Below are 18,373 nucleotides of genomic sequence, written 5' to 3'. Positions count from 1 at the left end.
ACGGTCAAAGACCGCTCATTTAACCGTTAGTTGTTATTGATGCCATAGCGCAATCAAAGACCGCTTGTTCAACTGATGCGCATCGCTGTCAATTTTTCTACAAATTCAACAAACTGACTTCGATAATATTTTCGTCGGCTTGAATTGAATTCAAAGTCGCTTCACCGGCGCTTTGATCAAGGTGGATGCGGGCAACAGCAGCAACGGCTCCATCAAAAACGATATTCTCGGTCTCCTGCACATTGATGCCCGCTTCTTTGAGTCTATCGAAAACGCCCGCAAGCACGCCAACACGGTCAAAATGGCGCACCACCAGCATATGCGTAGCCGGTGATTTTTTCGCGAGATTCACCACGTTCGGCGCGCGCCCGTTATCGCGATACTCGCGAATGATACGCGCGGTTTCATCGGCGATTGCTTGTTGCGCCTGATCGGTTGACGCGCCGATGTGATGCGTGCCAATGACGTTTTTGTGTTTGAAAATCGGGTCTTCAACCGTGCCGGTGCCGCCAGTGGGTTCGCCTTTAAAAACATCGAGTCCGGCGAAAATATTTTTTTCATTCAAAGCTTTTTCCAAAGCCTCCTGGTCAACCACTTCGGCGCGCGCCGTATTGATGAAACAGGCACCGGGTTTCATAGCATTAAAAAACGCTTCGTTCAGCAGATTGCGGGTTTCATCTTTGAGCGCGACGTGAACGCTGACGATGTCGGCAACCGCCGCGACTTCCAAAGGTGTCGCTTTGCGCTCAATCCCTAAAGCTTCGGCGGTTTCATCGGTGAGCGAACGACTCCATGCCACCACCGGCATTCCGAAAGCCCGCGCCCGTTTAATCATCTCCTGCCCGATTTTGCCTGTGCCAATCAGTCCAAGGGTTGCGCCGTAAATACCGCGAGCTTTGCTATAGGTCTTTTTGTTCCATATGCCGTTTTGCAAATCGACGGCGTTTTGCACGATATGACGGTCGAGCGCGAGAAGCAAACCGAAGGCGAGTTCGGCAACCGCTATGGAATTTTTGCCTGGACAGTTGGCGACATAGATGCCGCGTGCCGATGCTGTCTTGACGTCAATGTTGTTGTAGCCAGCGCCAGCGCGAACTACTAAGCTCAAACGTCCGGCTTCAAGCATCGCGCCAGTGACAACCGTTGAACGAACTACTAAAACATCTGCGCCGCTATCGGCAATCGCTTTCAGTAAAGCATCATCTTTGGCATCGGGTTCATAAGCGATTTCAAAATCCGCCTGTTTCAGCGCCTCAATTCCGCTTTGTTCAAATTTATCTGCGATTAAAATTTTCATAAGTCCTCATTAAATTTGTGCTTTGTACTTTGTACTTTGTGCTTCGTATTTTGGGTTCTACATTCTTAAGACTTTTGAGTGCTACCTATTGAACGCAAATATGCATTAAGTTTGGGCGTCAGTTCATCTAATATCGGTTTAATTTTATTGACTTGCTCCATCCCTAATAATTTTCGATTGTACGCACGTCGTAACCAGTGTCGGGTTTCGTACAGAGAGCCTCTGGCAATTCTGGCAAACCTTTGGTTATCTTTTGTCGCCACACCGCGTCCGGTTCCTTCGGCAATATTTGCGCCGATGCTATCAACACATCGAACAAGCTGTTTCCCAACAGTATCTTTAGCAAATGCATCCCATTTAACAACCATCTTCCAAACATCATCACAAAGTTGTTCGGATAGTTGATAAATCTGTAATTTTTCAAAATTCGTTTTTTCCACTTAACCTCCCAACTTCAATTGCAAAGTACAAAGCACAAAGTACAAAGCACAAAGTACAGAATCCTAAATCAAATGACTGAGCAACCCGTCCCTGAGCTTGGGTTCAAACCAGGTCGATTTTGGCGGCATGATTTGATTGGCGTCCGATACCGCAATCAGTTCATCGAGCGATACCGGATACATTGAAAATGCCACTGCCGCCTGTCCGCTATTAACCGCTTGTTCCAAAGCTTGAGTGCCGCGAATGCCGCCGACGAAATCAATGCGTTTGTCTGTGCGAATGTCTTTGATACCAAGCAACGGGTCAAGAATTTTTTCCTGCAAGACACTCACATCGAGTGAGCGAATCGGGTCGGTGGCATCAACGTGTTGCGCTTTTAAAGTTATCCAGCGCCCGCCAATGTACATCGAAATTTCGCCTTTGTGCGGGGGGGTGGGGGAACCGACTTCGACCTGCACAAACTCTTTTAACAGCGCATCAAGAAAATCGCCTTCGCTCATTCCGTTCAAATCTTTCACCAGACGGTTATAAGGCATGATGTGCAGTTGGTCTGAGGGGAAAAGCACGGTGAGAAAAAAGTTGTACTCTTCGTCGCCCGTGTGATTGAGGTTTTCGGCTTTAAGCGCGGCGCGTGCGCGACTGGCGCTGGCGGCGCGATGGTGTCCATCAGCGATGTAAAAAAGCGGCACCGCTTTAAAGGCTTCGCTGGTTTTCGCGGTTGCTTCATCGCTCATGCGCCAAATGGTGTGTTTGATGCCATCTGCGGCGGTGAAATCATAAAGCGGCTCGCCCGCTTTGGTGTCATTGACGAGTTGATTGATTTCATCGCGCCCGCGATAGGTCATAAACACGGGCCCGGTTTGCGCGCGCAAGGTGACGATGTGGCGCGTGCGGTCATCTTCTTTGTCTTTGCGGGTGCGTTCGTGTTTACGAACGATGTCGGTGTCGTATTCATCAACTGAAGCGCAGGCGGCGATGCCGGTTTGAATCTGTTTGCCCATCTGCAAAGTGTAAACGTAAAGGCTTGGGGTCTCTTCAACGACGAGCGGCGCAGCAAGTTTCAATTTCTCGAAATTGGCGGCGGCGCGCGCGTACACTTCATCTGCGTAAGGATTGGTGTCGTCCGCAAGTTCGAGTTCAGGTCGCGAGACTCTTAAAAAACTGAGCGGATTGCCTTCGGCAAGCGCGCGCGCTTCCTGAGTGTTGACGACGTCATAAGGGACTGCGGAAACTGCTGCGGCTTTGGCTGGCAAGGGACGTTGAGCGCGAAAGGCATGAATGGTAGCCATCTGATTTCTCCCTGGTAGAATGAATTATCAATGATTACAAGATCAATTGAATGAGAATGCTATTCTCGCATAGATTGGCTGTCAACGTTGGCAATAAGAATTCATTTATTCACTTTGCATTTGTCTGGTTGAGACGGTTTCAACCGGCGGCAAATCATAAGTCGTGTGTTCGGTGACGGACGGGCTTTCGGCAGGTAGGGCAAGCACAGGGTCAGTCGTAGGTGCAGTGGTCAATTGAATATTTTTATTACTCTCCAATTCTCTGGCTTTGCCTTCAATTAATTTTTTCGCTCCGGTAATGCGTTTCATCCCTACGTAAAGCATGGGTACGGCAACTAACAGCCCAATGACTAAATAAAAGAGGACGCCAATATTTATCCCTGACTCAAAAAGTGTAATGAGGAGCGCAGCGACCACACAGATGATGAGTGTCACCGCGCCGCCGCCTAAAATGCCTTCGCCTTTGCGGACTTGTTCGATGACCTCATCCAGTCGCCCGTCCAGAGACATATGGACGCTGGTCAAATGCAATCCGCATTTGCGGCAATATTTCGGTTCATTGAGATTTTCGGTGCTGCATCGCGGACAAAACATTTACGCCCTCCGTTTGCTGTTTTATGATACGGCTTCAACTTCCCTGCGGTTCAAACTGAAAACCAAGGAGACCAAAATGGAACATCAATTTATACTCGCTGAACCTCGTGGGGCAATTTTAACCCTCACTTTAAACAATCCGCAAAAAAGCAATTCCTTGCACCCGGAACTGGTTGATGAACTGGTAGCGAAATTAAAAGCGATTAAAAACGATGAGGCGATTAATGTGGTGATTATCACCGGCGCGGGCAAACATTTTTGCGCCGGACTGGATTTGAATATGCTGGTTGATTGGACGAAAAAAGAGACCAATAAATATTTACAAACCGTGACCAAAATTTTTCGCAGGATTTGGCGGTTGCCGCAACCGGTGATTGCCGCCGTCAACGGCGCAGCGATTGCCGGAGGCTTTGATCTCGCGGCGTTTTGCGATATTCGATTAGCCGCGCACGAAGCGATATTCGGACAGGCGGAAATCAACATCGGACTGACACAAATCATCCACCCGCTTTATAAAACCATTGGCTTGGCGAATGCTAAAGAATTGGCGATGACCGGGCAGAACATCACCGCTGCCGAAGCCTATCGCATCGGCTTGGTCAATCATCTCTGCGAACGCGAAGCCTTGATGAACGAAGCGATGAAGTTGGCAGAAATTCTCGCAGCCAAACCGCGCGCCGCGTTATTTGAGACCAAACGCCTGACCCGCGAACTGATTGACCTGGATATGAAGACCGCGCAAAAGCGAATCAACGCCAGCATTGCCCGTTGTTTAAAATCCGAAGAACATCGGCAAAAAGTCGCCGAGGTTTTGGAGAAAATAAAAGCCAAGCAATAGCCAGAGCGAGCCTATTCTCTGGCTTCAACTTTATCGGTCAATCCGGCTATTTTACGGTAGCGGCTTCTGCCCAGCCTGCGTAACGTTCTGTCTACGGTTTCAACTTCGTAGAGGCACTCATCAGAAAGCCGGGCATACAAAGATGCCCGCACCTCTAATAGCAAGTCCATATCATCGGGTGTTGCAGCGGAAAGCAGAGTTTCAATGTCGCAATCCTCATTTTTACATTCCAAGCGGTGGTTCTTTTTCCATTCATTGGCGGCTTTGACGAATGCATCGTGAGATGGTTTTGCAATTGCTTTTATAGATTCATCGTTATAATCGGAGCGGCTGCGAAGCTCTTCAACCAACGCCTCTTTCTCTTTTCCCGTCATCTTTGCATAGGCATCCCAGCCACGCCATTTCATGCCCTGGCGTTCAAGATAGAATCCAAGCGTGGAACCACAAATTTGCGCTTCGTGCGGAGTTTTTACCGAAGCGCAATATTTTTGTAGAACATCGAGTGATTGCACCGATGGAAGATGCAGTAAAGCAATAACCGCTTCCCGTTTTGGGAACTCATTTGTTTCTTCGCTCAGAAGTTTATACAGTGAAGACGCAGCTTGTAAATCTTCATATTCGTAGAGCGCATAAACAAATGAGTATTGATCCATCGGATGTTCTGAATCCAATCCCGATATTAGAAAATTGTAATCCTGCGGGTGACCGAATACACCTAATGCTTTTATGGCTGTGCCACGAACCCTTGGGTCATCGCTCTTCGCCAGTTCTCTTATTCGCGGCAGCGATTTCTCATAACGCGCCCGTTCAAGTAGATAAATCGCTGCTTGCAACTTAACCGTATCATCGGAAGTTTCCAAAATCCGGTTCAAAGCCAGAAGCCCTTTCGCGCCAAAAGTCTCCCATAAAAATTGATGCGTTAAAGGTGAGCGGAGAGTCAAAGAATGCAAGGCGATTGTGAGTTCACCATCTTTATCACTTAAACAGATTTCAAGCAGAGGCAAGGCTCTTTCGTCTTGCGTCAATGCCGCATCAAAGGCAGTAAGAAAGACATAAGTATATTGGGTCTTCAACGGTGTGGTTTTCCAAATATCGAGAATGGTTGAAACTTCGTCAAACTTGCCGATTTGCCAGAGAAGCGCCGCAGCGTTGAGCTTAAAAAAATCATCTTTTCGGTTGTTGCTTTTAATTAGTTGAAGTTCGCGTTTAAGCCTTGTCAATCCTGCTTTCCCTGATGCTTTGATTACCTGCCAGGCATTATCTATCTCTTGAGACTTTTTTTCTTTTTGTGCTTCGCTCAGTTTGCCTTGATCAATATTTCTCAAGGCGGCAATCGCATTTTCTAATTTTTTGTTTGCGCCGTTTTGGGCGAAGATGGTTGGGTGTGTGGTTAAAAGAAAAACCGTTAGGGTAATCAAACCGACAAGAACATTTTTTTTCATCACTAGACCTCTGGTTAAAATTGGTCTTTCACGCGCAAGAGGCAATCAAAGACTGCCTCTAAACGGAACTTAAATTTTCAAACTTTCACTGTCGCTTTGCGTTCCAGTTTATTCCAGCCGACGGCAATCCCTTTCAAGGATGCGAGGGTCGCTTTGATGGCGACGTAATACATCAACTGGCGATAGAAAAACCGTTGTAAGAATAGCCACACGAGTAATCGCTTGTTCTCTTTCGCTTCAAGTAAAAACGCCAGCGCCGCCGCCAGGAAATCGATTGCCAGAAACAGCGCATAGAAAAACGCCACGCGCATCACCGTGTCATTCGGGGTGTCCGCAGGGTGTTGAATGCGATACCAGATGGTGCTTGCCAACGAAATCACCATCAGCAAATCCATCACCGGTGAAATCAAAGGAAACAGCACTTGAAAAATCAAAACATTCGGCAACGCGATAAATCCTAAACTGCCATAACGCGGATTCAAAAGGGCGTTTTTATGTCGCCAGGCAGCTTGCAACGTGCCGTACATCCAGCGGAATCGTTGTTTGATAAATCCGCGCACCGTGTCGGGCGCTTCCGTGAGCGCGATGGCTTCGTCTTCGTAGGCGACTCGATAACCGAGTTTGCGAATCGCCATCGTCAGGTCTGCATCTTCGGCAAGGGTTAAATCGTTAAAGCCTCCAGCCTGCAATACCAGTTCGCGCCGCCACGCGCCGACCGCGCCCGGAACCACAGTAATGCAGTTCAAGACATTGAAAGCGCGACGGTCGAGGTTTTGACTGGTCACATATTCAAGCGCCTGCCAGCGCGTCATCAGGTTGATGCGGTTGCCGACTTTGGCATTCCCTGCAACCGCGCCGATTTTGCGGTCAACAAAATGGCGCGCCAGTTTACGGATGGTGTCGCGCGTGAAAATGGTGTCGGCATCCAGCGCGATGACGATTTCGGCATCGGTGTGTTGCACGCCGAAATTTAAAGCTTCGGGTTTCCCGGCATTGGCTTTGGTGAAAAAGCGCACGCGCTTTTCATTGGCGAAATTTTCCAAAATCCGTTCGGCAGTTTTATCGGTTGAGCCATCATCAACCACGACGATTTCAAAATCGGGTAAATCCGAAGCCAGCAAAGAGGCGATAGTTTGCACGATGACTTTTTCTTCGTTGTAAGCGGGAACGATGACCGCGACCGTCGGCTTGAAATCGTTGTCGTATTTCAGGTGACGTTCGCGCTCGTGTTCGATAATTGCCAGAGTGCCGATAAACAGCAATCGAAAAATTCCCAGAACGATTCCTGCTAAAAAAAGATAGCGCAAAACCATTGAAGCGATATTAATCGTTTGGAAAGCAACACGCGCCGGCAGCATTCGCCATTTGCCCTCGCTTGGAACCGGCGGCATCACTTCGTCGCGCGGTTTGCCGAGCAATTCGGAAACCGTCACCAGTTCAAAACCCTGGTCGCGCAACCTTTCAATAATTTGCGGCAAGGCTTCGATGGTGCGTTGTCGGACGCCGCCGGAATCATGCAATAAAACAATATTGGCGGGTCTTTCATTGGATTTATCTCTTCCCTTCAAGGCTTCGGCAACGGTAGCTTCAACAATTTCATCGGTCGTGACTTTCGGTTGTTGCCAATCGTGCGGGTCAATCAACATGCCGACATCAATATAGCCACGGTCGTTAATGAATTTGAGCATGCGGGTTTCCGATGGCGTCGTCGGTTCGGCGTCTTGCGCGAACGGCGGACGAAAGAGCGTCGTGCGATGACCGATGATGCTTTCCAGCAACACATCATTTGCCGAGAGTTCGAGATTAAATTGGATATCGGAAATCGAAGAGGCATTCGGGTGGGTGAAGGTGTGGCTGCCGATGTCGTGCCCTTCATCGTATTCGCGGCGCAAAATTTCCGGATAGAGTTCGCCTTGCAAGCCTATGTAAAAAAATGTCGCGGGCGCTTGATATTTTTTGAGAATGTCGAGGATTTGCGGGGTGTAATTGGGGTCAGGTCCATCATCGAAAGTCAACGCAATTTTATTTTTCGCATAACCATATCGCTTGATGACAAACGGTGAAGGAAATTGCCGGTAGCTTTCCTGTTTAATCACCCCGCTTTTATCGTCATAGGACACAGCGCGTTCGCCGTCTCTGGGGTAAGAAACAATTTCCAGGCATTCGCCTTTGCCTTCGTAATCGAGATTATATCCATAAACGATTTTACTGAGACTTTCAGCGGTATCTCTATTGAGTCTTTCAGGTTTGCCCAAGAAATCCCATATCGAAGGGTCTTCACTGCCGAGCCGCCAGAGCGCAAAACCACGCGGCGAAAAGGCGCGGGCTACAGACATTTGATTAAACGCGGTGACGGCATCCAAAAACCAGACGCGATGCACATTATCTTCATCATCGGCGTATTCAAAATAAGGGTTGAGCGAATCGCTGTCGAGTGCGATGTTGATCAGGTCTTGGGGATTTGCGGAAGCTTCCGGGTACGAAGATTCTTTGGCAGTTAATATCGCTTCTTCAAAGGTTCGGGTTTCGCCCGCTGCCTTTAACGGCTTGCCGTTTTTATCTTCAACTTCCCAATCGTAGGCATAACTGCCAATTGCGACGATGGTCTTTTCAGCGGGAACATCCAGTTGCCTGAGTCGCAAAATATCTTGAAACCAATCCTGGCTGGCAACGGGTCCGTCTTCGCCTGATGATGAATCGTGTTCATCATAGACCATCAAAATCACGTAATCGGCAGCCGCCGACAGTTTGCCGTAGTCGAAAGCTTCATCATCTGCCGGAAGATTGATTGAAACATCAAGCCCCGCATTACGAAAACGCGGGTAAAGCTCGTTCATAAACTCAACCAGATGCGCGCGGCTGGTATCATCAAGGTTTTCAAAGTCAATGCTCACGCCGTCAAGTTTATGGTCTTCGGCGTAATGAAAAAGCTGGTCTATTGTGCGGTGGCGGGCTTCGGAACTCGCGAGCATTTTGGCAAGCAAGTTTTTTTGAAACTGCGCGTCTCTGGCATTGTTGACCAGTGCCATCACACGGGTGTGCGGACTATGCTGGTGGACAAATTCAAGCACTTCGCTTTGTTTATCGGCATCATCATCTTCGAGATTTCCCGACTCATCCGCCAGATGCTTCGATTCGACAATCAGGATATCGAGTTGAATGTTTCGACGTTGAATATTGTCTTTGAGTGAAGTCATGGAAGACTCATCCCAGTTGACATAAAACCCAACCGAGAGCGGTTCGCCGGTTTGCAAGCTTTGACTGAACGGCTTCTTTATCGAGGCTCTGCGCAAGGCAATCTCTTTTTCAATTTTGCGTTTGGTATCGTTCAGTTCTTTCTGATGCGGGTCAAATAGAGCGGCGACCGGATGCCCTTTGCTGTCTTTGCCTTCAATCTTTAAATTCGGCAGATTGGGATTAATCAGGATGCTGAGTATCAAAACGCCAAAGGCTAATGAAAAAAACAGTCCGGCGAAATAGATGCTCTTTCTCAGGCGGGTCCAGCGTTTGTTATTCGGGTCAAAAAACACCGGGAGATGAGATTTTTTTTCACTCATAAAACCATTAAAAAATATTTTTATATTGAGAATCGGTTATCGATTCAATTTGCCTGTTTTGGCGCAGGTTGTGGCGCGCCAAAGCAAATTCTATCTCAGTTCCAAAGCGCCAGACAGCAAAAAATCCCAGGCGGTTTAAATCATCAATCATTGGCGCACAAATCCGCGTGTCAGTCTTATCAATACCGGCGAAACCAATTTGATAAGAACCGCTTAAAGAGCAAATCGTTTCTTGAATGAATAGCGGTTTGTGCTAGGATATGAATCATCATTAAAGCGCAGATGTGAACAGCTCAAAAAAGAGCGGAGACCGCACATGAGTGTTGAAGATTTCCGAAATGCGTTGCGAGAAGAGATCGCCGAAACCTTCGCGCGCATACAGAATCAATTCAGCGTCACCGAAGACGATTTCGCGACCGCTCTCTATGCGTCTGCAAAAAAATATCTGCCGCAACATTTCGCCGATGCGAATGCGGAGTTAAGTGGTACGGCAAAAATTGAATTGAAGGAATATTTCGCCTCACTCAATCTCGATGATTTAACCTTAGCGCTGGCTTGCGCCAAGGGCGACGATCAAGCCTGGGAAGATTTTTTCCGCGATTATCGCAGTTACCTGGTAAACATTTCGCGAACCATGACCCAGGATGCGGGAGCCGCCGAACAACTGGCTGATTCAACCTTTGCAGAACTGTATGGGTTGCGCGAATCCGAAGGTCAGCGGGTGAGCAAATTCACCTTTTATTCAGGGCGCGGTTCGTTGCGTGGGTGGTTAAGAGCCGTGGTTTTTCAACTGTCAGCCGACTCGCACAGGCAAACCAGTCGCTTTGTGCAACCCGAAGAACCTGATGATATGGAAAAGCTGGCGCATTCGGCGGAATCGCCGCAAAACGCGCCGACCACGGAAATCGCTTTTATTCGTGAACGCTATAAAACCGCAGCCGCGGATGCTTTGCGGCGGGCAATTGATGGGCTTGACGCGCGTGAACGGTTGCTTCTGGTTTATTACTATTACGACGAATTGACGCTCAAAGAGATTGCTCAGATGTTCGAGGTTCACGAAGCGACGGTGAGTCGTTGGATTACTAAGGTACAAAAACATACCCGCAAGTTAGTGGAAAAAAGTTTGACACGTGACCACAACTTCAACCGCCAGGAGGTCAGCGAAGCCATCGCTTTGGCGGCTGAAGAAATGGACATCAGTGTGCGTGAATATTTGTATGAACCTTCCGATAGAGAAGTGGATAAAACCGGTAGTGAAGCCGTTGTGCAAAATTAAAAAAAAATCGCAAGCCGAACGCTTAAAGGCGTTCTCTTGCAAGGAAGCAGTAAAGAGCAATGGAGAAGTTAGGAAAAACCGAAGATGGGGTAATGGATCATCTGCTGCGAAATTATCTGAAGCGGCAGGTGCAACCAAATTTACAGTGCGAAGGATTCGACCCGGATTTAGCAAACGCCTACCTTGAGCGCGCAATGAAGGAAAGTGAACAGGCGCAATATGAATTTCATCTTTCCGCCTGTTCAATGTGTCGCCAGAATGTTATCGCGCTTGCTCGTCTGGTCGAAGCCGATGGCATTGAGGTGAAGGCTGTTGCCGCGGCTGCGATGGCAAGCCGAGCGGCTCAAGCACCAGTCATCGATAATCATAAGGTCAAATCATCAGGCATTGAACAATCGAGTTGGCTGGCAAAGCTGAAAGCCTGGCTTGGGCTACTGGCTTCACCGCAATTTGCGCTGGCGGCAAGTGCCGCCATCATCCTCGCTATCGCGATTCCGCTGGTACTGACGCAAAAAAATCCGAACTCCGAAATAGCCCAAACCAAGCCGGCTACCGAAGATGCCCATGAACATGCTGGGCGTTCGGTTGCTAATCCTGCCACACCGCCGAGTTCCACTCCCCCTAATTCAACGAATCCGGCGGAACAACCAAGCGAAAAATCGGCAACGCAGACAACCGCAGGCAAAGATGAAACGGGAGCCGCGCCAGCCAGTGCATCGACAACGGATGACCAGCCGACTACGACTCCAGCCAGTGAACCCGCAAAAGAAGAACGGGCTGCTGCGAGTGATAAACGTGATGAGGCAGCGAAAACAGATGACACCACGGCTGCGCCATCAACCGCGCAACCTGAAGCGGCAAAACCCGCGCCTGCGGCTGAACCGCTTGGTCGCGTAGAATCCAAAGATGCAACGCGCGTAGAAGCCGACAGTGAATCAGGCAAGTCCGTCACTATAAAAAAGGGCAATACCACCGATTCTTCAAAATCAAAAGAGAGTAAACCAACTATTCGCCCAGAAAGTTCAAGTCCAAGCGCAAGTGCGCCCGGCGGTTCAAGTGGAACGCCAAAGGCACTCAGTGCAGGTAGCGCGTTACGAGAGCCTTCCAGTCGCGACCGCGTCAATCCTGCCAATTCCCGCCGCATTTCCGGCAAACGATTCTGGCTGGTCGATGGTGTCTGGACGGATGAAAATTTCCGCAGCGATAAAAAGATAGCTATGGTTACGGTTGTCAAAGATAGCGACACTTATAAGAGCATTCTTGAAAAACATTCCGATTTGCAGAAATACTTTTCGGCTTTTGACCGCGCCATCATCGTTTATAAAGACATTGCTTACAAATTGATTCCGCAGGACGGAAAATAAAAAGGGACGCAAGCCGCCTGTATCGCAAATTTTCACCAATCGAAAAAGACCTTGTCAGATTGGGCGGGCACCAATAACCCGCTGTGAAACTCCCAATGTCGAAACAGAAATTTATCAAGCAATCGGAAATCGACGCTCCGATTGACCAGGTATTTGCCTTTCATGAAACCCCTGAGGCTCTTGAAATTCTCACACCACCATGGGAAAAGGTCGAAGTGCTTGAGCGCACCAAGGGCATTCAAATAGGTTCCAAAGTGTTGCTCAAAACCAAAACCGGCTTTTTGTGGCAGAGGTGGGAAGCTGAGCACATCGAGTATATTCCCAACCAACTTTTTATCGATGTCCAAAGGCGTGGGCCATTTGCCTGCTGGCTCCATCAGCATCGTTTTGTGCCTACCGATAGAGGAACGACGTTGATGATTGATGAAGTCGATTACGAATTGCCGATGGGTTGGTTGGGCGAGTGGGTGGCAGGCGCTTTCGTGCGAAAAAAATTGCAGCGGTTATTTGATTATCGCCATGAAATGCTTGCCGAACAATTCAAGAAAACCGCGACATAAGGCATAAGTTTTTACTCTCGTTTAGAATATTTTTCTTGATGAAGGTTGAAAAGATAGAGACGCTTTCAACCTTCATCATTTTGACATCCCCATTAAATCGCTTAGCCCATATGGGTGAAATGTTCAGGCGTGATTTTGTACATCACCCGCACTTCATTGGCGCTTCGATACGGGTAGGTATCCAATCCCATATATTTTTTCGCCATTTTATCAATGTGCGCGTCGGCTCCCTCTTCGGTGATTTCGCTGACGTGACCGCGAACTTCCAGGTAGCGGTAGGGGTTTTCCGGGTCGAGAATCGAAAGCGCGACGGCAGCGTTTTGTTTCATATTGCGATCTTTTTGCCGACCGCGAGCCGAATTCACAATGACGTGGGTGCCGTCGAAATCAACCCATACGGGAGTCACTTGCGGCGCGCCATTGGGCAAAATCGTCGCTAAACTCGCAAAAGCTTTCTTATCAAACAGGTCAAGATATTTTTCCGGTATCGCCGATGTCATAAAATTTTCTCCTTTTGTTCAATTTGATGTTTCTCGTTTAATTTAAAACTCTCGCTTGCGATTTGTGAAGCCGCAGATGGGGAACTTTTTCAGAACTGAGAGTGTCTAAAGATGCAGCGCCGAATATTCCTTCAATAATTCACCATCACTAACTCTCTGGCTACTTGCGCTAAGCATTGAGGCTTTCTGGCAAGCAGGAATGGATTAAGGAGTTCTCTATGCGATCAACCAGAAATTCGTCACTTACAAACGATATGATATTCGCTTGGTTCTTACTCATTGCGCTCCCTTTAATCAATGAGTCGAAGGCAATAGTCGTACAGGCTTGTCCTCTTGAATCTTATGAATATTACCGCCCACTATGGGACAATGATGCGTTCCTGGCGCTATTGTATTTCTCACTGTGGATATTATTTTTTGCATCAGTTGGTCTCATTATCGAGAGACAGTTGTCGTTTTCATCCATACAAAAAAATTTAAAATTGTTCACGCGCAGAATCCTACTCGCTTTAACCACCAGTCAAATCGCAGAGGCAATTAAAATTTCACAACGCTATAAAACTCATCCCCTTGCTACTTCGACTTATGAGGTTATACGAACCAAGCAAAATATTTGTGCAACCCAAGCCGAAGAAAACGATTTTTATGCAGTTGCCTACGAGTATGCCTTGACGCAAAGCGAAATCGAATTAAAAAGCAGATTAAAGGCACTGAAAAATATCGGGATAATGAGTTTATGTGCCGGTTTAGTCGGAACCATTGTGTGTTTATACACTGCGCTGTTGGCGGTTAATTCAAATGATGAATACTATTTCTCACCAATGCCTTGGATTTATGAAATTCCCAACATTGCTTTATATTCTTCGGTAATCGGAGGGGGAGCACTTGGGTTTTATAAAAGGTTATCGAAAAAAGCATCTCGCATATTGAACGAAGTTGATTATTCCTCAAGAGAAATTCTTAATCGCCTAATGCTCACTAACGTCTCCAGGCAAACCGTCAGCGCAATTCAAGAAGAGAGATGCCTCAATTCGACAACCGAGTCAGAACCGAAACTGATTCACCAGACCACGTTCTTTACCATCCCTCATCAAGGCTGATTTCCACCGGCAAACCTTCGCCCCAGCCATACTTCTCTCGTGAAAGTCGTTGCACCGCTTGCCAGGTTTCAGCATCACGGGTTTCATCAAGCACTCGCGCAGTCGCTGGAAATTCATCTTTGGCGAATCGAAGGTGAATGCAGGGATTTTGTTGAATGTTTTGCACCCAGTTGGCTTTGAAAAAATGTTCGGCGAGAATGTAGAACTTCCCTGCCCGTTCGACAAACCAGATTTCGATTTCACGTGGCAAGCCGCTTTTACGACCAGTGGTCGTCACATAAATATATTGCAGCCTGGCATAATCTTTTGGCTCGGACATCTTGAATCGAATTGTTTCATTATCCGAAGACCGGCGGCAACACGGAAGAGGTTAATTTCTAATCTACCGCTTTTTTACTTTTGCCTTTTTGCTTTTACCTTCTTTAGCGCGGTCGTTGGCGCGGGTCCAGGCGTTCGCGCAGTCCATCGCCTAAAAAATTAAATGCCAGAACGGCGAGCGCAATCATCAGTCCCGGAAAGATAAACAGGTGTGGCGCGGTGAACCAGAACTCGCGCGAATCATCAATCATTTTGCCCCACGAAGGAATCGGTTCGGGAACTCCCAATCCTAAAAAACTCATCCCCGCTTCAGACAGTATCGCACCCGCCATGCCAAGCGACGCCTGCACAATCAGCGGTTGAATCGAATTGGGCAAAATGTGTTTGAGTAAAATTCTGAAATCGCTTGCGCCGAGCGCCCGCGCAGCGGTAACGAAATCGTATTCACGGACTTTCAAAACCTGCGCGCGAATCAGCCGCGCATATCCGACCCAACCGATAATCGACAGCGCAAAAATCAAATTGCGCACGCTTGGCCCTAAAAACGCGACCATCGCGATGGCTAGCAAAATGCCCGGAAACGATAAAAAGACATTGAATAAAAAACTGGAAATCAGCCGATCAGTCCAACCGCCTTTATAACCGGCGAATGAACCGATGAGGACGCCGATAATCGATGAAATCGTCACCACGGATAATCCGACCAGCATGGAAACGCGCGCCCCATAAATGATTCGCGTCATCACATCGCGCCCCAACTGGTCGCGCCCCATCCAGTGTGTGGCGTCAGGTGATTCGAGCCTTGCAATCAAATCCTGCTGTTGAACTTTTTCCCATGAAGCAATGAGCGGCGAAAGCGCCGCCATCAAAACAAAAACAATAATTACTACCAATCCGAATTTTGCGACTTTATTCATGTCCTGAATTTCTTTTCATGATTTCAGTTGATAATTGAAACAACGATTTTGTAATAACTTTTATAAACGCCAAAAAAAAATCAAGCTTCCAGAATTGCCTGCACCATGCGCTTTTTGGCAATCGCAATGTAAGCAGGATTCATTTCAAATCCGATAAAATTTCGCCTGAGCTTTTGACAAACGACGGCAGTCGTTCCGACCCCGCAAAAGGGGTCTAAGACAATTTCGTTTTCGTTGGAGCTGGCGCGAACCAGGCGTTCAATGAGTTTCATTGGTTTTTGAATTGTATGAAGCAGATCACGACTGACCAATTCGTGCGATTTATAAGTCAGTTGTTTAATATCCCCCCACACATCACCGGGATTTTTCCCGCGCGCATTGAATTTGGTTTTGCCATAGTGCCCATTCCGAACTGATGGGACGTTTTCGCAGCGTTTGCGATGTTCGAGTTCAACCAGTTGCGGCACACGTATGTCATCGAGGTTAAAAGTTTTCGCTTTTCCTTTGGTGAAATAACAAATCAGGTCATAGTTATTGGTGTAATTTTTTTTGCCTTGCGCCAAACGGCTCGGTTGATACCACACGAGTTTCGCATTCAGATTCAAATACTCGCGATAATCAATAAAATCGATGCAATCGGGTTTACCAAACAGATAAAGCGCGCCGCCGGGCTTTAATTTTTGCGAAAACAGACGAATTAAATTCAGGTTGAACGACTGAATATCGGAAATCTTGTCCCAATCATTTCCAGTGATTCCATAGGGACCGTCACAAATGACTAAATCGATGAAGGCATCCGGCAAACGGTTGATTAGTTCCAGACTATTGCCTTTATAAATACGATTCAGCGCCATGCTTCGATGTTTCGGTCGGATGATTTTACTTTTGGTCAAATAACCCATAGTCCCAATTAATCAACTTTGATGCGCGGGTCAAGGAACCGGTAGAGCAGATCGGTTGCCGTGTTGACGAAAACATAGGTTGAAGCAATCACCAGAATGCAGCCTTGTGTGAGTTTGTAATCGCGCTCGCTGATGCTATCAATCAATAAACTGCCAACCCCGGGCCAGGAAAAAACCCGTTCGGTGATAATTGCGCCGGCAAGCAATACACCGAATTGCAGACCGATAACTGTGACAACCGGAATCAAACCATTCTTCAACACGTGTTTATAGATGACTGTGCGTTCGGGTAGTCCTTTGGCACGAGCGGTGCGCACATAATCTTCGCCGAGTTCTTCGAGAACGCTTGAACGAACGATGCGCGTCAAAATTGCAGACATCGCGGCTCCCATGGTTACCGCAGGTAAAATGATATGGGCAAGACTTCCCGCGCCGGAAACCGGCATCAGTCCGAGTTCAACCGAAAATATCAGCATCAATAAGGGACCCAGGGCAAAGCCGGGAAGCGAAATTCCAAGTAGCGCGAGAAAAGTTGAAAAACTATCGATGGCACTTCCTTTATGCGTAGCCGCTGTCACTCCCAGGGGGATAGCGATTGAGATGGCAATGATCATTGCGGCAATCGCCAGTTTAATCGTTGAAGGGTAACGCGAAGCGATGCGTTTGAGAACCGGTTCTCTGGTCACCGGATTGGTTCCCCAATCGCCGCGAACGAGTCCCTTCCAATAGTCGGTGTATTGGGTAAGCAAAGGCTTATCTAAACCGAGTTCGGTCTTTACGGCTTGATATTGTTCTTCGGTAGCATTTTCCCCAACGAGTTGGCGGACAGGATCGCCCGGCACAAAGTGAATGAGTAAAAAAACCAAGGTGACAACTGCCCACATCACCGGAATGATAATCAATAACCGTTGTGCTATCGCCAAAACGATTCCGCGCATAGGTGGCGAATAATAGCAAAGCCGTAGGTCAAAGGCGAGAGAGCAATTTTATTTTATGCTTGCAATGCAGTAAGGCGATGCGTATCATCAACCTTCTGTTTGGAAAGCTGTTTTTCAATACATTCGCCGATGTAGCTCAGCTGGCCAGAGCGCCTGATTTGTAATCAGGATGTCGGGGGTTCGACTCCCTCCATCGGCATTATCAAGACTGGCGACCCTAATTAAGGTCGCTTTTTTATTTTATCTTTAAAGAATAAGGAATCCGCGCACTCAGCGACGCATCTCGAAACAAAGGGATGATTGATGTAAAAAGCGCCTTGCGTGTAAATCCTATCTTCGTTTAGAATGACCGTTTCTTATTTTCGTTCAGAAGCCAAGAGAAGTGTGTTTGAAAGGGCTTCAGATGAACGGATGGGTTGAAGGTTGCAAGATAAACTCAACCTTGCTGTTGAAAATGCTGGGGTGGTCGAGTGGTTAATGGCACCGGGCTGTAAACCCGGCGGGCTAACGCCCTACGAAGGTTCGAATCCTTCCCCCAGCACCATTGCAAGTAAAAAGTGAAAAGTAAAAATAATCAGATATTCGGTTTTACTTTTCACTTTTTACTTAACTCCAGGCGGGAGTAACTCAATGGTAGAGTACTAGCCTTCCAAGCTAGCTGTTGCGGGTTCGAGTCCCGTCTCCCGCTTTTGTGTGCCGCCGTAGCTCAGTGGTAGAGCGCATCCTTGGTAAGGATGAGGTCGTGAGTTCAATCCTCACCGGCGGCTCCATCGAAACTGGCTTAACCCTGATCGGTTCCGCGATGTTATCAACCCGCGAAGATACATCAGGCATTTAATCCCGAATAACAAATCAGCCCCGTGCTGAGAAATCATAACTCGCTAAATATTCGGCTAATTATTTAAGGAGAATTATGGCAAAAGAGAAATTTGATCGCAGTAAACCGCACGTCAACGTCGGCACCATCGGTCACATCGACCACGGCAAAACCACTTTGACCGCCGCCATTACCAAAGTGCTTGCCAAACATAATCCCAAAA

18 protein-coding genes and 4 tRNA genes are annotated in these 18,373 nt (G+C 47.7%); 10 read left to right on the top strand and 12 right to left on the bottom strand.

Annotated elements, in window-relative coordinates:
* Nucleotides 1–97: 97 nt before the first annotated feature.
* The 4 genes from AB1757_26485 to AB1757_26470 all read right to left on the bottom strand — a co-directional run bounded on the left by AB1757_26485 (nucleotide 98) and on the right by AB1757_26470 (nucleotide 3,621).
* On the bottom strand, nucleotides 98–1,297 hold the full coding sequence (locus AB1757_26485) for a 3-phosphoglycerate dehydrogenase family protein (GenBank protein ID MEW6130607.1): 1,200 nt from the start codon (nucleotides 1,295–1,297) through the stop codon (nucleotides 98–100).
* A gap of 65 nt (nucleotides 1,298–1,362) precedes the next feature.
* Nucleotides 1,363–1,737 carry a four helix bundle protein gene (locus tag AB1757_26480; GenBank protein MEW6130606.1) on the bottom strand — a complete coding sequence of 125 codons (375 nt, stop codon included), beginning with the start codon at nucleotides 1,735–1,737 and terminating at the stop codon, nucleotides 1,363–1,365.
* Between the two features lie 63 nt (nucleotides 1,738–1,800).
* Complete coding sequence (locus tag AB1757_26475; protein MEW6130605.1) at nucleotides 1,801–3,027, bottom strand: DUF1015 family protein; 1,227 nt, start codon at nucleotides 3,025–3,027, stop codon at nucleotides 1,801–1,803.
* Between the two features lie 105 nt (nucleotides 3,028–3,132).
* Nucleotides 3,133–3,621: a zinc ribbon domain-containing protein gene (locus tag AB1757_26470; GenBank protein ID MEW6130604.1), complete on the bottom strand. Its 489-nt coding sequence runs from the start codon at nucleotides 3,619–3,621 to the stop codon at nucleotides 3,133–3,135.
* 76 nt (nucleotides 3,622–3,697) lie between these two features.
* Here AB1757_26470 and AB1757_26465 point away from each other — a divergent pair, with 76 nt between their 5' ends.
* Nucleotides 3,698–4,459 carry an enoyl-CoA hydratase/isomerase family protein gene (locus tag AB1757_26465; protein ID MEW6130603.1) on the top strand — a complete coding sequence of 254 codons (762 nt, stop codon included), beginning with the start codon at nucleotides 3,698–3,700 and terminating at the stop codon, nucleotides 4,457–4,459.
* Between the two features lie 11 nt (nucleotides 4,460–4,470).
* Here AB1757_26465 and AB1757_26460 read toward each other — a convergent pair whose 3' ends face one another.
* The 3 genes from AB1757_26460 to AB1757_26450 form a co-directional block, all read right to left on the bottom strand.
* Nucleotides 4,471–5,901 carry a HEAT repeat domain-containing protein gene (locus AB1757_26460; protein MEW6130602.1) on the bottom strand — a complete coding sequence of 477 codons (1,431 nt, stop codon included), beginning with the start codon at nucleotides 5,899–5,901 and terminating at the stop codon, nucleotides 4,471–4,473.
* Between the two features lie 77 nt (nucleotides 5,902–5,978).
* Complete coding sequence (locus AB1757_26455; protein MEW6130601.1) at nucleotides 5,979–9,458, bottom strand: glycosyltransferase; 3,480 nt, start codon at nucleotides 9,456–9,458, stop codon at nucleotides 5,979–5,981.
* A 7-nt stretch (nucleotides 9,459–9,465) separates the two neighbouring features.
* On the bottom strand, nucleotides 9,466–9,609 hold the full coding sequence (locus AB1757_26450; GenBank protein ID MEW6130600.1) for a hypothetical protein: 144 nt from the start codon (nucleotides 9,607–9,609) through the stop codon (nucleotides 9,466–9,468).
* 165 nt (nucleotides 9,610–9,774) lie between these two features.
* Between AB1757_26450 and AB1757_26445 the strand changes: the two genes are divergently transcribed.
* The 3 genes from AB1757_26445 (at nucleotide 9,775) to AB1757_26435 (ending at nucleotide 12,658) form a co-directional block, all read left to right on the top strand.
* Entirely contained in the window at nucleotides 9,775–10,734 is a 960-nt protein-coding gene (locus AB1757_26445) for a sigma-70 family RNA polymerase sigma factor (GenBank protein MEW6130599.1), read from the top strand.
* A 59-nt stretch (nucleotides 10,735–10,793) separates the two neighbouring features.
* Entirely contained in the window at nucleotides 10,794–12,098 is a 1,305-nt protein-coding gene (locus AB1757_26440; protein MEW6130598.1) for a hypothetical protein, read from the top strand.
* A 95-nt stretch (nucleotides 12,099–12,193) separates the two neighbouring features.
* Nucleotides 12,194–12,658, top strand: a complete 465-nt coding sequence (locus tag AB1757_26435; protein MEW6130597.1) for an SRPBCC family protein — start codon at nucleotides 12,194–12,196, stop codon at nucleotides 12,656–12,658.
* A gap of 101 nt (nucleotides 12,659–12,759) precedes the next feature.
* Here the strand turns inward: AB1757_26435 and AB1757_26430 are convergent, their stop codons facing one another.
* On the bottom strand, nucleotides 12,760–13,158 hold the full coding sequence (locus AB1757_26430) for a PPOX class F420-dependent oxidoreductase (GenBank protein ID MEW6130596.1): 399 nt from the start codon (nucleotides 13,156–13,158) through the stop codon (nucleotides 12,760–12,762).
* A 218-nt stretch (nucleotides 13,159–13,376) separates the two neighbouring features.
* Between AB1757_26430 and AB1757_26425 the strand changes: the two genes are divergently transcribed.
* Nucleotides 13,377–14,258 (top strand): hypothetical protein, encoded by an 882-nt coding sequence (locus AB1757_26425; protein ID MEW6130595.1) that lies wholly within the window; start codon nucleotides 13,377–13,379, stop codon nucleotides 14,256–14,258.
* Here AB1757_26425 and AB1757_26420 read toward each other — a convergent pair.
* The 4 genes from AB1757_26420 to nikB form a co-directional block, all read right to left on the bottom strand.
* Entirely contained in the window at nucleotides 14,236–14,577 is a 342-nt protein-coding gene (locus AB1757_26420) for a nitroreductase family deazaflavin-dependent oxidoreductase (protein ID MEW6130594.1), read from the bottom strand. The genes AB1757_26425 and AB1757_26420 overlap by 23 nt on opposite strands.
* A gap of 103 nt (nucleotides 14,578–14,680) precedes the next feature.
* Nucleotides 14,681–15,493 (bottom strand): ABC transporter permease, encoded by an 813-nt coding sequence (locus AB1757_26415; protein MEW6130593.1) that lies wholly within the window; start codon nucleotides 15,491–15,493, stop codon nucleotides 14,681–14,683.
* 80 nt (nucleotides 15,494–15,573) lie between these two features.
* Nucleotides 15,574–16,347, bottom strand: a complete 774-nt coding sequence (locus tag AB1757_26410) for a site-specific DNA-methyltransferase (GenBank protein ID MEW6130592.1) — start codon at nucleotides 16,345–16,347, stop codon at nucleotides 15,574–15,576.
* Between the two features lie 56 nt (nucleotides 16,348–16,403).
* A complete protein-coding gene (gene nikB, locus AB1757_26405) occupies nucleotides 16,404–17,318 on the bottom strand; it encodes a nickel ABC transporter permease (protein ID MEW6130591.1) in 915 nt (304 codons plus the stop codon).
* A 140-nt stretch (nucleotides 17,319–17,458) separates the two neighbouring features.
* On the opposite strand from nikB, the gene AB1757_26400 reads away from it, so the two are divergent.
* The 5 genes from AB1757_26400 to AB1757_26380 form a co-directional block, all read left to right on the top strand.
* Nucleotides 17,459–17,532 (top strand) — tRNA-Thr (locus AB1757_26400).
* A 257-nt stretch (nucleotides 17,533–17,789) separates the two neighbouring features.
* Nucleotides 17,790–17,877 (top strand) — tRNA-Tyr (locus AB1757_26395).
* A 72-nt stretch (nucleotides 17,878–17,949) separates the two neighbouring features.
* Nucleotides 17,950–18,021 (top strand) — tRNA-Gly (locus AB1757_26390).
* Nucleotides 18,022–18,028: 7 nt separating this feature from the next.
* Nucleotides 18,029–18,103 (top strand) — tRNA-Thr (locus AB1757_26385).
* 143 nt (nucleotides 18,104–18,246) lie between these two features.
* Nucleotides 18,247–18,373, top strand: a 127-nt coding sequence (locus AB1757_26380) for a GTP-binding protein (protein MEW6130590.1), incomplete at its 3' end; no start/stop codon positions are given.

The sequence above is a fragment of the Acidobacteriota bacterium genome (assembly GCA_040754075.1).
GTDB lineage: Bacteria > Acidobacteriota > Blastocatellia > UBA7656 > UBA7656 > JBFMDH01.
This window is presented reverse-complemented; position numbering and strand designations above follow the sequence as displayed.

What these genes read in the sequence shown, in the direction of transcription:
- AB1757_26470 (MEW6130604.1), bottom strand. Translation starts at nt 3,621, where the DNA reads ATGTTTTGTCCGCGATGCAGCACCGAAAATCTCAATGAACCGAAATAT.
- AB1757_26485 (MEW6130607.1), bottom strand. Translation starts at nt 1,297, where the DNA reads ATGAAAATTTTAATCGCAGATAAATTTGAACAAAGCGGAATTGAGGCG.
- AB1757_26455 (MEW6130601.1), bottom strand. Translation starts at nt 9,458, where the DNA reads ATGAGTGAAAAAAAATCTCATCTCCCGGTGTTTTTTGACCCGAATAAC.
- AB1757_26465 (MEW6130603.1), top strand. Translation starts at nt 3,698, where the DNA reads ATGGAACATCAATTTATACTCGCTGAACCTCGTGGGGCAATTTTAACC.
- AB1757_26440 (MEW6130598.1), top strand. Translation starts at nt 10,794, where the DNA reads ATGGAGAAGTTAGGAAAAACCGAAGATGGGGTAATGGATCATCTGCTG.
- AB1757_26460 (MEW6130602.1), bottom strand. Translation starts at nt 5,901, where the DNA reads ATGAAAAAAAATGTTCTTGTCGGTTTGATTACCCTAACGGTTTTTCTT.
- AB1757_26415 (MEW6130593.1), bottom strand. Translation starts at nt 15,493, where the DNA reads ATGAATAAAGTCGCAAAATTCGGATTGGTAGTAATTATTGTTTTTGTT.
- AB1757_26435 (MEW6130597.1), top strand. Translation starts at nt 12,194, where the DNA reads ATGTCGAAACAGAAATTTATCAAGCAATCGGAAATCGACGCTCCGATT.
- AB1757_26425 (MEW6130595.1), top strand. Translation starts at nt 13,377, where the DNA reads ATGCGATCAACCAGAAATTCGTCACTTACAAACGATATGATATTCGCT.
- AB1757_26475 (MEW6130605.1), bottom strand. Translation starts at nt 3,027, where the DNA reads ATGGCTACCATTCATGCCTTTCGCGCTCAACGTCCCTTGCCAGCCAAA.
- AB1757_26410 (MEW6130592.1), bottom strand. Translation starts at nt 16,347, where the DNA reads ATGGCGCTGAATCGTATTTATAAAGGCAATAGTCTGGAACTAATCAAC.
- AB1757_26420 (MEW6130594.1), bottom strand. Translation starts at nt 14,577, where the DNA reads ATGTCCGAGCCAAAAGATTATGCCAGGCTGCAATATATTTATGTGACG.
- AB1757_26430 (MEW6130596.1), bottom strand. Translation starts at nt 13,158, where the DNA reads ATGACATCGGCGATACCGGAAAAATATCTTGACCTGTTTGATAAGAAA.
- AB1757_26445 (MEW6130599.1), top strand. Translation starts at nt 9,775, where the DNA reads ATGAGTGTTGAAGATTTCCGAAATGCGTTGCGAGAAGAGATCGCCGAA.
- AB1757_26450 (MEW6130600.1), bottom strand. Translation starts at nt 9,609, where the DNA reads ATGATTGATGATTTAAACCGCCTGGGATTTTTTGCTGTCTGGCGCTTT.